General features: G+C 58.4%; 11 protein-coding genes. 5 read left to right on the forward strand and 6 right to left on the reverse strand.

Annotation, left to right across the window (positions count from 1 at the left end):
* Both gcvP and EDB95_RS08745 read right to left on the reverse strand, forming a co-directional pair.
* On the reverse strand, window positions 1–2,859 hold the full coding sequence (gcvP, locus tag EDB95_RS08740; protein WP_133992688.1) for an aminomethyl-transferring glycine dehydrogenase: 2,859 nt from the start codon (window positions 2,857–2,859) through the stop codon (window positions 1–3).
* Between the two features lie 75 nt (window positions 2,860–2,934).
* Window positions 2,935–3,837: a sterol desaturase family protein gene (locus tag EDB95_RS08745; protein ID WP_133992690.1), complete on the reverse strand. Its 903-nt coding sequence runs from the start codon at window positions 3,835–3,837 to the stop codon at window positions 2,935–2,937.
* Between the two features lie 50 nt (window positions 3,838–3,887).
* Here EDB95_RS08745 and EDB95_RS08750 point away from each other — a divergent pair, with 50 nt between their 5' ends.
* Window positions 3,888–4,379, forward strand: coding sequence for a YkgJ family cysteine cluster protein (locus EDB95_RS08750; protein ID WP_133992692.1), 492 nt, complete (start codon window positions 3,888–3,890; stop codon window positions 4,377–4,379).
* On the opposite strand, the gene EDB95_RS08755 is transcribed toward EDB95_RS08750, so the two are convergent.
* The 3 genes from EDB95_RS08755 to folK are packed head-to-tail and all read right to left on the reverse strand — an operon-like array spanning window position 4,376 to window position 6,810.
* A complete protein-coding gene (locus tag EDB95_RS08755; protein ID WP_133992694.1) occupies window positions 4,376–5,617 on the reverse strand; it encodes an MFS transporter in 1,242 nt (413 codons plus the stop codon). The genes EDB95_RS08750 and EDB95_RS08755 overlap by 4 nt on opposite strands.
* Window positions 5,618–5,645: 28 nt before the next feature.
* Complete coding sequence (locus tag EDB95_RS08760) at window positions 5,646–6,278, reverse strand: deoxynucleoside kinase (protein WP_133992696.1); 633 nt, start codon at window positions 6,276–6,278, stop codon at window positions 5,646–5,648.
* Between the two features lie 52 nt (window positions 6,279–6,330).
* Window positions 6,331–6,810, reverse strand: a complete 480-nt coding sequence (folK, locus tag EDB95_RS08765) for a 2-amino-4-hydroxy-6-hydroxymethyldihydropteridine diphosphokinase (RefSeq protein WP_133992698.1) — start codon at window positions 6,808–6,810, stop codon at window positions 6,331–6,333.
* Window positions 6,811–6,849: 39 nt separating this feature from the next.
* On the opposite strand from folK, the gene sppA reads away from it, so the two are divergent.
* The 3 genes from sppA to EDB95_RS08780 all read left to right on the forward strand — a co-directional run bounded on the left by sppA (window position 6,850) and on the right by EDB95_RS08780 (window position 10,357).
* Complete coding sequence (gene sppA / locus EDB95_RS08770) at window positions 6,850–8,616, forward strand: signal peptide peptidase SppA (RefSeq protein ID WP_133992700.1); 1,767 nt, start codon at window positions 6,850–6,852, stop codon at window positions 8,614–8,616.
* 61 nt (window positions 8,617–8,677) lie between these two features.
* Complete coding sequence (locus tag EDB95_RS08775) at window positions 8,678–9,790, forward strand: ABC transporter permease (protein ID WP_133992702.1); 1,113 nt, start codon at window positions 8,678–8,680, stop codon at window positions 9,788–9,790.
* Window positions 9,791–9,793: 3 nt separating this feature from the next.
* The gene (locus EDB95_RS08780; protein WP_133992704.1) at window positions 9,794–10,357 is read left to right on the forward strand and encodes an SRPBCC family protein; all 564 of its coding nucleotides are present in this window, start codon (window positions 9,794–9,796) and stop codon (window positions 10,355–10,357) included.
* On the opposite strand, the gene EDB95_RS08785 is transcribed toward EDB95_RS08780, so the two are convergent.
* On the reverse strand, window positions 10,342–10,911 hold the full coding sequence (locus tag EDB95_RS08785; protein WP_162852524.1) for an RNA polymerase sigma factor: 570 nt from the start codon (window positions 10,909–10,911) through the stop codon (window positions 10,342–10,344). The genes EDB95_RS08780 and EDB95_RS08785 overlap by 16 nt on opposite strands.
* 101 nt (window positions 10,912–11,012) lie before the next feature.
* On the opposite strand from EDB95_RS08785, the gene EDB95_RS08790 reads away from it, so the two are divergent.
* The gene (locus tag EDB95_RS08790) at window positions 11,013–11,993 is read left to right on the forward strand and encodes a FecR family protein (RefSeq protein WP_133992708.1); all 981 of its coding nucleotides are present in this window, start codon (window positions 11,013–11,015) and stop codon (window positions 11,991–11,993) included.
* Window positions 11,994–12,030 lie beyond the last annotated feature (37 nt).

The raw sequence follows: 12,030 nt of genomic DNA on the forward strand, positions 1-12,030 counted from the left end.
TTAGACCACAGCCTCGGCGTAGCTCTCCACCGGCTCGCAGGTGCACACCAGGTTGCGGTCGCCGAAGGTATTGTTGATGCGTCCTACGCTGGGCCAGAATTTGTTCAGACGTACATAGTCCAGGGGGAAGGCCGCCTGCTCCCGCGAATACGGTTTGTCCCAGGCGTCGCTGATGACGACTGCCTGTGTATGCGGGGCATTTTTCAGGGCATTGTTGACCTTGTCCGCCTTCCCGGTTTCCACCGCTTCGATCTCCCGCCGGATGGACAGCATGGCGTCGCAGAAACGGTCCAGCTCGGCCTTGTCCTCGCTTTCGGTGGGCTCGATCATGATGGTGCCCGGCACGGGGAAGCTCATGGTCGGGGCGTGAAAACCATAGTCCATCAGCCGCTTGGCGATGTCTTCGGCCTCGATCCCGGCGCCGGCTTTAAACGGACGCAGGTCGACGATGAACTCGTGGGCGCAGGTTCCGTTAGAGCCGGTATAGAGGATGTCGTAGTCTTTTTCCAGCCGCGCCTTCATATAGTTGGCGTTCAGGATCGCAAAACGGGTGGCGTTGGTCAGTCCTTCCGCGCCCAGCATGCGGATGTATGCATAGCTGATCAGCAGGATGCTGGCGGAACCATAAGGCGCTGCGCTGACAGCTCCGTCGGGGCCCTTGTCGCCTTTCAGGAAAACGTGCCCGGGCAGGTGTCCGGCCAGGTGCGCGGCGACGCAGATGGGGCCCATTCCGGGACCGCCGCCCCCGTGGGGGATGGCAAAGGTCTTGTGGAGGTTCAGGTGGCAGACGTCCGCCCCGATCAGACCGGGGGAGGTCAACCCAACCTGGGCATTCATATTCGCCCCGTCCATATAAACCTGGCCGCCGTGTTCGTGCACGATGGCGCAGATGTCCTTGACGCTTTCTTCAAAGATGCCGTAGGTGGAGGGATAGGTGATCATGATTCCGCCCAGACGGTCGGTGTACTGGGTCGCTTTGGCGCGGAGGTCGTCCACGTCGATGTACCCGTTCTCCAGCGCCTTGACGACGACCACCTTGAAACCCGCCATGACGGCGGAAGCCGGGTTGGTGCCGTGGGCGGAAATGGGGATGAGCAGGACGTCGCGTTGTGTCTGTCCCTGCGCGTCCAGGTAAGCCCGGATGGTCAGCAGACCGGCGTATTCGCCCTGGGCGCCGCTGTTGGGCTGGAGGCTGCACGCGGCAAAACCGGTGATTTCGCAAAGGTAGTCGCTGAGTTCGCGGACGATCTGTGCATAGCCCTGCACCTGGTCGAGGGGCGCGAAGGGGTGCATCTTGCTCCAGTGTGCCCAGCTCAGCGGGATCATTTCAGTGGCCGCGTTGAGCTTCATCGTACAGGAGCCCAGGGAAATCATCGACGTATTTAGGGAAAGGTCCTTGTTTTCCAGTTGTTTGATGTACCGCATCATCTGGCTTTCGCTCCGGTGTGTGTTAAAGACCGGGTGCGTCAGGTAAGCGGTGTGGCGGACGGCGTAGGCCGGGAAGGCCGGTTCGCTCATCGTCGTTGAGGCACCCCCGAATACGCTGAGGATATCCTGCACATCTTCCGGCGTGGTCGTCTCATCGAGGGCGATCCCGATACTGCCGTCCGCCGGGTAGTGGAAGTTCATTTTCGCTTGCAATGCTTTGGCGCGAACGGCTTCCCGGTCGGCCACCTGTATTGTAAGCGTATCGAAAAATACCTCGTGGCTCACCTTGACGCCGCCCTTGCGCAGGCCGTTCGCCAGCGTATGCGCCAGGATCGTGACCCGGGTGGCGATGTCCTTCAGCCCCTGGGGACCATGGTACACGGCGTACATAGCCGCCATATTGGCCAGCAGGGCCTGGGCCGTACAGATATTGGAGGTGGCTTTTTCGCGTTTGATGTGCTGCTCGCGGGTCTGGAGCGCCATGCGGAGGGCCCTGTTGCCCTGGGCATCGATGCTGACGCCGATGATCCGCCCGGGGATGCCCCGTTTAAAGTCGTCCTTGGTCGCGAAGAAGGCCGCGTGCGGCCCGCCGTAACCCAAGGGTACGCCAAAACGCTGGGAGGAGCCCAGGGCGATGTCGGCGTCGAGCTCACCGGGGGAAGCCAGCAAGGTCAGCGCCAGGAGGTCGGTGGCCATCGCCACGAAACCGCCTACACCGTGTACGCCCGCGATAAAGGCGCGGTAATCGCTGACCCGGCCTTCGGCGTCCGGGTATTGCAGAAGGGCGCCGAAATAGGTGTCATCGATGCCCGCTTTTGCGAAATCGCCGATGACAATTTCTATCCCCAGCGGCTTGGCCCGGGTGAGGACGACGTCTATGGTCTGAGGCAATACTTTGCCCTCCACAAAAAACCTGGGCGCCTTAATGATGTCCGTCCGGTTGACGTGGTGGAACATCAGGCTCATGGCCTCGGCGGCAGCCGTCGCCTCGTCCAGGAGGCTGGCGTTGGCGATCGGCAGACCCGTCAGGTCGCTGACCATCGTCTGGAAGTTCAGCAGGCTTTCCAACCGGCCCTGGGAGATTTCGGCCTGGTAGGGGGTATACTGGGTATACCACCCCGGGTTTTCCAGGATGTTGCGCTGGATCACGCTCGGGGTAAGGGTATCGTAGTACCCCTGGCCAATATAGTTGCGAACGACTTTGTTTTGTAAAGACTTGTTTTTCAGTTCGGTAAGAAGCTGAGCCTCGCTCAGGGGCGCCGGGAGCTGCAGGGGCTTGCCCATGCGGATGGCGCCCGGTACCGTACGGGCGATCAAGTCATCAATATCGGAGACGCCGACGGCGTCCAGCATCTGCCTGGCTTCCCGGTTATCCGGGCCGATGTGCCGGCCTTGGAATTCACGGGACTGTTTGTCGAATACGTTGACCATAGAAAAATGGGGTTGACCTTTTTGGATCTGCAAAGGTACGACGCTTGTAGATAATAACCGTAACCCGGGCGCGGGTTATCCACGGGCGGTGTGCATAGCGTCTTCTTCCTCCCGGAGCTGCTTCGACGTCTGGCGGCTGCCGTCGTGGCTCCAACCCGGAGGACCGAAGATATAGCTCAGCTTTTGCTTCCAGTTGGTCCCTTTGACCCGGAGGTCCTTCACGATGGCCTGCCATTCGTGGAAAATGATGTTGACCGGCCCCTGGTTTTCCAGCTCCTTCGTCAACCCGAAGCGGACGGGCTGGTAGTGGTCGTCCTCCGGTTGAAAGGTGCCGAAGAGCTTGTCCCAGACGATCAGGAACATCCCCAGGTTCTTGTCCAGGTATTTGGGGTTGCTGGCGTGGTGGACCTTGTGGTGGGAAGGGGTGACAAAAATATATTCCAGCCAGCCGAGCCGGCCGATCTTTTCGGTATGGACCAGGATCCCCCAGATCTGGGTGGCCGAGTACATAAAGGCGATGTTCAAGGGGCTGAAACCCAGCCAGGCCAGGGGTATGAAGAAAATAAAGCGGTACAGCGGCTCGAACACGCTGCTCCGGAAGCCGACCGTAAAATTGAAGTGGCTGCTGGAATGATGGGTGACGTGGACCGCCCAGAAAAACCGGCAGAAATGATCGATCCGATGCAGCCAGTAATACATGAAGTCCTCGGCGATCAGCAGGCCGACCCAGTACAATACGCTTTCCTGGAGCGTGAGCACCCGGTGGTTATAGAAATATTGCAGGATCCATACGTAGACGCCCCGGAAGGCCAGGTCGATCGACGCATTGGCGATCATCAGGTAAAAGTTGGTAATGGTGTCCTTGAGGGTGTAGGCTCGCCGCTGCTGGGCGTGGGTCAGCAAAATCTCCAGCCCGATCACAATGAAATAGATGGGTGTGGACAAAAGGATGAGCCATTGTTCTCTTAGGGACCCCATGGGTATGACGATTCGGTTTAGAGCGTAAAAATAACGATTTTTGCGTCGTTATGGGCGAAGACCTGCTGCGGAATTGGCATAAAAAGGCGGTGGAACACCGCAAACAGTACCAGGGATGGTTAAAAAGGGCGGACAAGAACAAAACGCTCGACCGCCTGCCGGCGCTGCACGCCGAGGCGTTTAGCCATATCGATTGCCTGACGTGTGCGAATTGCTGCAAACACTATTCCCCGCGTTTTAAAACCCCCGACATCAAACGCATCGCCCGCCGGCTCAAGATGAAGGAGGGGGCTTTTATCGAGACCTACCTCCGCCTCGATACGGACGGGGACTATGTGGTCAAGTCTTCTCCCTGTCCTTTCCTGGGGGCGGACAATGCGTGCAGCATCTACGAGGACCGGCCGTCCGATTGCGCGCGGTATCCTTATACCGATGAGGATGTGCTGCTCAAAAGGCCGCAACTGACGTTGACCAACAGTGAGATTTGCCCGGCAGTATACTATGTGTTGGAAAAATTGACGGCCGGCGCCGCGGGTGGCTAGTACTGCATCTTCCGCAAGCTCGGCGCCTTGAACCACGTGGTGACCACCACCAGCAACGTCATACACCCCCCGAAAACGACCGAAGGCACCACGCCCATGAGCTTTGCCGCCAGCCCGCTCTCAAACTGTCCCAGTTCGTTGGAAGAATTGATGAACATGGAGCTGACCGACAATACCCGGCCTTTCATTTCGTCGGGCGTTTTGAGCTGCAGGATGGTCCCCCGGACGACCACGCTGACCCCGTCCAGCATCCCACTGAGCAGCAGGGCCGCAAAGGACAACCAGTACCACTTGGACAGACCGAAGGCGATGATGCAAAGCCCGAAGCCAAAAACCACCATCAGGAGGATCTTCCCCTGTTTGCGTTTTAGGGGGAAAAAGGTGATGGAGCCGATCATGATCCCCGACCCGATATCGGAGGCGGCGTTGAGCCAGCCGTACCCCTGGGCGCTTACGTGGAGGACGTCGGTCGCATAGACCGGGATCATCGCCACCGCACCCCCGAACAACACCGCGAACATGTCCAGGCTCATCGCCCCCAGGACCTCCTTGGTCTTGTAGACGAAGCGCAGCCCTTCCTTGACGCTGGCCCAGGTCCGTTGGTTGACCGGCGACTGCTGGCTCATCGGCTTTGGTTTCAGCAGGCTGACGAAAAAGATACCCGCCAGGAGCAGACACCCGATCGTCGAAAAGACCACGGTATAGGAAAAGTTACCGATGAGAAAACCGGCGGTGGCGTGTCCGAGGACGGAGGCACCCAAAAAGGTGCTTTGACTCCAGTTTACGGCGTTCCCCAGGAGCTCCCGGGGGACGATCTGGCTGATCATGGACGCCATGGCCGGATTGGCAAAGGCCCGGAGGATACCGGTCCCAAAGATCACCGTATACACCGCGTAGGCGATGAGGTGGTTGTCAAGGTGGTGGAGGACATAGGGAGACGATATCGCCAGCAGGCAAAGCGAGCTCCCCACGTAAAACGACAGGGTTTTCAGGGTCAGCCCCCGTTTTTCGCTTTTATCGATGACGTGTCCGGCATACAACGCCAGGGACAGGGCGGGGATCACTTCCGAAAGACCCACCACGCCGATGGCCAGCGGGTTCCGGGTGACCTGCCATACAAGCCAGCCCACGGTCGTGGCGGTCATGCGCAAGGCCATGACCAGGCAAAGACGGGCAAAAATGTAAGACCTGAATTCGGGGATACCGATGGTGACGAGAGCGATGTTCTTCTGCTGCATGGTATCCCGTAAAATTAGGGTGAAACCGTTAATCGGGCAACGTGAGGTAGTGCTGCCCCTCCCCATATTCCTTGTCCAACGCGTCCAGCACGGTTTTCAGGTGCCGCTCATTTCCAAGGAAGTCGGCCTTGCTCACGTCGATGAACAAGGTCTTCAGGTTGTGCTGGCGGATATATTGGGTATAGGTTTCCTGGAGCTGGTACAGGTACTCGTTGGGGATGTGTTGTTCGTAGGAACGGTTGCGTTTGCGGATGTTTTCCTGCAACTTGCTGACAGGGGCATGTAAGTAAACGAGCAGGTCCGGGCTGATGAGCTGTGGCTGGATGATGTCGAAGAGCTTTTGATACAGCCTGAACTCTTCATCCGACAGCGTGACCTTTGCAAAAAGAAGACACTTGGTGAACAGGTAGTCGGAGATGGTGAGGTTGCTGAACAGGTCCCGGGAGAGGAGCTCCTTGAGCTGTTTGTAGCGCTCCGCCATAAAGAACAACTCCAGGGGAAAAGCGTATTGGGCGGGGTTTTCGTAAAATTTCGGGAGAAACGGGTTGTCCGCGAACTCTTCCAGGACGAGCCTTGCGCTGTAATGGCGGGCGAGGAGGTGCGCCAGGGTGGTCTTGCCCGCGCCGATATTGCCTTCGATCGTTATGAAACGGTAGTGCATGTTTGCGGGGTCCAAGATAGGGAAGGTCCCGCAGACTCGGCGGGGAAATTGTTCACACCCGTCGTACCTCCAGTGTATCGGGTGTCGCCGCCAGCAATTCCGCGACCGTTACCCCCGATACGGGATGAACAAGCTCCGGCGCCACCTCCGCGAGCGGCGCCAGCACGAAACGCCGGTTGGCGATTTCGGGATGGGGAACGCGGAGCTCCGCAGTATCGATTATTGCGCGACCGTAAAAAAGAATATCGATGTCCATGAGCCGCGGCCCCCACTTCTCCGCGCGGTTCCGGCCAAGCGCCGCTTCGATCGACCCGATGCGTTCCAACACGGCCCCCGGGGACAATGCCGTGTCCACGATCAGGACCTGGTTGAGAAAGGCGGGCTGGTCCTGGTTCCCCCAGGGTGCCGTTTCGTAAAGGGAGGAAGCCTTCCGGACGGGGCCGATGTCCCGGCCGACCAGGTCCCGGGCCGCCGCCAGCAATGCCTGCCGGTCACCCAGGTTCCCGCCCGTCAATAATATTACCTCGTTCATGGCCCAAAATTCTATATTTAACCCATTATTTGGATCCCCATGCGTAGTTTCTTCTCATCGTTTTTTGCGGCCCTGCTGGCCTTGATCATTTTCAGCATCATCGCCTTCTTCGTATCCCTTGGTATTATCGGGGTGATTACCGCGAGGCTGACGTCCCACAAGACAAAGGTGGGGACAAATGCCGTGTTGTACCTGGACCTGTCCACGCCTATCCAGGAACAGGGAAGGACGGATGATGTGAGTAGCTTTTTCGGACGGGAAGACGCCACCAGCCCTGGTCTTTTCCAGGTGGTGCGGCTGCTCCGCTATGCGAAGACCGACAGCAGCGTCAGGGGGATCTTTATCCGCGCGGAAGGCAATGCCAACGGTTTTGCCACCAGCCAGGAACTGCGCCATGCCCTGGAAGACTTCAAAACCTCGGGGAAGTTTGTCTATGCCTTTGGGGACGTCATCGACCAGAAGGCCTATTACGTGGCGAATGCCGCGGACAAGATCTATTGCAACCCCGCGGGGGCCATGGAATGGACCGGCTTGTCCACCCAGGTGATGTACCTCAAACACGCGCTGGACAAGCTCGGTATCGAGCCCCAGATCTTTTACGACGGCAAGTTCAAAAGCGCCACGGAGCCCTTGCGGACGGATAAAATGAGCGACGCCAACCGCCTCCAGACGGGGGAATGGCTGGGCGACCTCAACCGGGGGCTGCTCACGGCGGCCTCCGAGTCCCGCAAGATCGACACCGCCACCCTGGCGGGTTTCGAACAAACCGGCGCCATCCAGACCGCACACGATGCGGATAAATACCACCTCGTTGACGGCACCCGCTACCGCGGTGAGGTCGTGGAAGAGCTCCGCCACAAGCTGGGTTTGAACGCGGGGGCTGACATCAATTTCGTGTCCCTGTCCAAATACGCCGATGCGATCGACCTCGATAACGACGCCACCGACCGGATCGCGGTGATCTACGCCCAGGGCGACATCGTGTATGGAGCGGGCCAGGAAGGGGAGATCGGTTGCGACGAATACGTCAAATGGATCCGCAAAGCCCGCCAGGACGACCACGTCAAGGCCATCGTCCTGCGGGTCAATTCTCCCGGGGGAAGCTCCCTGGCCAGCGACATCATCCTGAGGGAACTGCTCCAGGCGAAAAAAGAAGGCAAACCCGTCGTCGTGTCGATGGGTGACCTCGCCGCCTCGGGCGGATATTACATCTCTTGCGGGGCCGATTCCATTTTTGCCGAGCCTGGAACCCTGACGGGGTCCATCGGGGTGTTTTCCATCATCCCCAACCTCCAGGGCTTTTTCAAGGACAAGCTCGGGGTGACTTTCGACGGCGTCAAGACAGCCCCCTTTGCCGACCAGGGTACCTTTAGCCGCCCGCTGACCGACGCGGAAAAGCGGTTCGCCCAGGCAGGCGTGGACAGCACCTATACGGAATTCAAAACCAACGTGTCCAAGGGCCGCCACCTGTCCCTGGACCAGGTGGAGACCATTGCCCAGGGCCACGTCTGGACGGGGGAACGGGCTTTGTCCATCGGGCTGGTGGACCGGTTGGGCCACCTTCAGGATGCCATCGACTGCGCCGCCCGTCTTGCCAGGATCAAAGAATACGGTCTCACCGAATACCCCGAGGCCAAGTCCGCCCTGGAGCGGTACTTCAAGAACTATGGTCACGGCGTCGCCGCCAAGGCCGTCAAAGACGAGCTTGGACCCGAGGGTTGGACGACGCTTCAGCAGATGCGCCGGATCAAGGCGATGGTGGGCCAGGTCGAGGTGCGCTTGCCTTACGACGTGGATATCCGCTAAAATCGCGTAGCTTCGCCCCGCCCGACGCGGGCCCGCAGGGCCCGCTCGACGATCGTCAACCATGGCACAGCAATCATCGTACAACCAATGGCGGGCCATGTTCGCCATTGCCAAAGGAAGCTTCAGGGCCATCCTGCGCAGCCCCTCGGCCGTCGTATTCAGCCTCGGATTTCCGCTCATCTTTATCCTGGTGTTCGGGTTTATCGGCGGAGGTGGTCCCAGCATCCGTGTCGCCATGTCGCCCTCCAGCGATACGGCCAACTGGGTCTATTACGCCCTTGAAAAATTCGGTAACGTCAAACTGGTCACGGGCGAGCCGCAGGACAAAATCCTCTCCGACGTCCGCAAGGGCCGGATCACCGCAATCATCGACATCACCCGCAATCCGGCGGACAGCGCCTATCCCCGTTACACGATCCATACCACGACGTCTTCCGCTTGTATGGACAAGTTTCCCCTGCTGGAAACCGTCCTGAAAACCCTGAACGCAGAAATCGACAAAAGGGCTTTTCCCGGACGGCCGTCGTTTTCCACCCTGGCCGAACCGGTGGTACTACCCGGCAGGGAATACCGGATGATCGACTTCATCCTGCCCGGCATGCTCGGCTTTTCCCTTCTCAGTGCCGGGATCTTCGGGGTGGCCTTCCTGTTCTTCAACCTCCGGCAGACGCTCGTCCTGAAGCGGTTTTTTGCCACGCCCATCCGCCGGACCTATATCGTGCTCGGCGAGGGCCTTTCCCGGGTGACCTTCCAGATGATCACCGCGGTGGTCATCATCGGGATCGGGTATCTCTCGTTTCACTTCACCCTGGTGCACGGCTGGGCGACCTTTCTCGACATGCTCCTGCTGAGCTTTATCGGGCTGGTGGTGTTTATGGGTTTTGGTTTTATCGTGTCCAGCGTGGCCAAGAACGAGAGCAGCATTCCCCCCTTCGCCAACCTGGTGACGATGCCGCAGTTTCTGCTGGGCGGCACCTTCTTTTCCACAGATGCTTTCCCCGGCTGGCTCCAAACCTTTTGCAACGCCCTTCCGCTCAAACAGCTCAACGACGCCATGCGCGACGTCGCGTTCGAGGGCGCGCATATATGGGACGTCAAGGGACAGATCGGCTACCTGCTCGCCTGGGGGATCCTGGTCTATGCCATCGCCATCAAAGTCTTTAAATGGGAATAGGCTATGCAAAAGATAAAGTCGGTCATCATCGGTATCAGCATCCTCCTGGCTTTTCTTTGCCTGCTCACCGCCTTCTTCCCCCGTCACATCCTCGTTACCCGGAGCATCGTCATCGGCGTCCGGAAGGACAGTATTCAGGCCCTCCTGGAAGACTTCCACCGCTGGCCCTCCTGGTGCACCTGGATGGGCACCGATAGCGCCGTCAACCGCGTCTATACCCCCGCCACCGACACCCACCAGGCTACCGTGACCTGGTATCCCAAGGGTCACCCCGAGAACAAGATGTTCATTTCCATCCTGCAAAGCGAGCCCGGCAACATTCGTCTTTTCTACCAATTCAGAAATTTGCTCCCCGCGGGCGGTGGATTCGACCTCTTCGAGAAAAAGGATAGCACCATTCTCCAATGGTCGCTGGAGGTCCGTTTGCGCTGGTATCCCTGGGAAAAAATTTCCGGAGTCGCCATGGACAAGGTGTGGGGGACGTCTATGAATGAAAGTCTTGGGCGGCTTAAGCATGAGGTGTATGGAGAGGCGGTGGCGCCCGACGATGATCAGGACGCCCGGTAAATCTCCGCAATCAACACCGCCAGCGCCAGCTTATCCACGCTCAGTTCACGGGCCAGCAGCCGGCGGGCCTCCACGAGGTGGTAACGGATGGCGTGCGGACTAAGGTTCATCCGTTCTGCAGTTTCCTTATAAGACAGCCCCTCGTCTTCGACCAGGCGATAAATTTCTTTTCGTTTCCCGGGAAGCGTCTCGACGGCCTGGGCGTAGGCTTCGAGGGTTTGTTTGTAGTCCAAAGCGTCGTCCGGGGAGAGGGGGAGCTCCTGGCGTTCGTAGAAAAGACGGGCCCTTTGTTGCTCCTTGGCGGATTTCCGGAGCGCGTTGATCATGAGGTTCGTGGCGTAGGTCCGGAGCAGGGGGAGGAGGGCTTCGTCGTCGCTTAGTTTGTCGAGGTTTGCCCAAAGACGGATGTAAGTTTCCTGGAGGATATCGTGTACGCCTTCTTCCCGTTTGATAAAACTCCTAACGAAAATCTCCAGCCGGTAGAAGGTCTCACCGTATATTTTCTCAAAACGGAGAACGGTTGCCTGGCCTGGAGATGGTCGATTTTCGGGCATGAGACACGAAATTAGGGCCTTCCCACCGGCGGCCTCTGTTAACTTAATATTAAGCCGGGGGAAAATCCTGTACATTTTTTTCCCTGCGGTGTGTTCTATATATGCCGGACAAAAATCTGATTCGCAAATACCTCGATGGCCTTGCTACTGAAGAAGAAACGCGGGCCGTGATGGCGTATTTGGCGGCGGATGATTCCGACTGGCAGCCCTTGGAAGCGTGTTTTGCGGAAGTGGCGGATCCGGCGCCGGACGTGGAGGGTAGCGTTTCGCTGAAGGAGGAGGTGCTCTCCGGGTTGAGACAAAAGCTATACCCGGCCGTAGCGGGGGAGCCGGTACGCGTTTATAGGTGGTGGCGCCTGGCCGCCGCCGCCGCGGTGCTGGCGGCAGCTGTGACGACCCTTTTGTATTACGCGCACACCCGGCACGACACGGAAGTGGCCGTAGTTTGGAAAACCTTGCACAACGCGGATGTGCACACCCGGTTGGGCGTTTTGCCGGACGGCTCGCAAGTATACCTGAGCCCCCATAGTACACTTTCCTACCCAACAGACTTTGTCCAGCACCGGGCGCTTCGGTTGGAAGGGGAAGCCTTTTTCGACGTTACCCGTGATGACCAACACCCGTTCGTGGTGGACGCAGGACCGTTGTCCACGCAGGTGTTGGGGACATCCTTTAATATAGAAGCGTATGGTGATGAGGGTACGGTGCGCATATCCCTGGTTCAGGGACGTGTGGCGGTGCGCAGCGACACCATGGTTCGGGTGCTGAAGGCGGGTGAGGTGCTGACATACGTCAGGAATGCAAAGACCATCAGCATGGAGGAGCTGAAGATGACTAACGTACACGATTGGGAAGACGGCTATATGCTCTTTAACGAGGTCCCGGTGGCAGACGCTCTGGGGCGCATCGCCAAACGCTATGGCCTGTCCCTGGATATTCAAGACCCCGACGGCCTGCGTGGAAAGCACGTGACCGGCGTGTTCAAACAACAACCGCTTGCCCAGACACTCGATATTGTATTGTTCATTTCCCGATATAAATACCGTATCAAAGGGAATACACTGGTAGTGCTCCCGAAATAGCGAGAATATTCAATTCTTTTAAAAGCAAATCAAGACT

The sequence above is a fragment of the Dinghuibacter silviterrae genome (genome assembly GCF_004366355.1).
Taxonomy (GTDB): domain Bacteria; phylum Bacteroidota; class Bacteroidia; order Chitinophagales; family Chitinophagaceae; genus Dinghuibacter; species Dinghuibacter silviterrae.